Source organism: Mesorhizobium sp. WSM4844 (assembly GCF_055811775.1).
Genome location: NZ_JBVVQB010000206.1, coordinates 1 through 379 on the forward strand (window position 1 = coordinate 1; position 379 = coordinate 379).

1 protein-coding gene is annotated in these 379 nt (G+C 66.0%); it reads right to left on the bottom strand.

The genetic code is table 11. The annotated features are described in order from the left end of the window. On the bottom strand, window positions 1–379 hold a 379-nt coding region (locus AC0L2A_RS36450), incomplete at both ends, for a transposase (protein WP_473613021.1).

Below are 379 nucleotides of genomic sequence, written 5' to 3' on the forward strand. Positions count from 1 at the left end.
GGCAGGTTGTCCATCACGACGACGTCGCCGGGTTCGAGTGTGGGAACCAGCACCTGGTCGACATACGCCAGGAACACGGTGCCGTTCATGGCGCCGTCGTAGACGAAGGGGGCGGTCATGCCGGTCAGCCGCAATGCGCCGGTGAAGGTGGTGGTCTTCCAATGACCATGGGGCACGCCGGCCCGGCAGCGCTCGCCGCGTGGGGCTCGTCCGCGCAGGCGGGCCATCTTCGTCGACAGTCCGGTCTCATCGATGAAGACCAGCTTCGTTGGATCGAGGTCGAGCTGGCCGTCGAACCAGTCCCGGCGTCGCTTCAGGACGTCGGGGCGATCCTGCTCCAGTGCGTGCGCGGACTTTTTTTGAATGTCCAGCCGTGCCG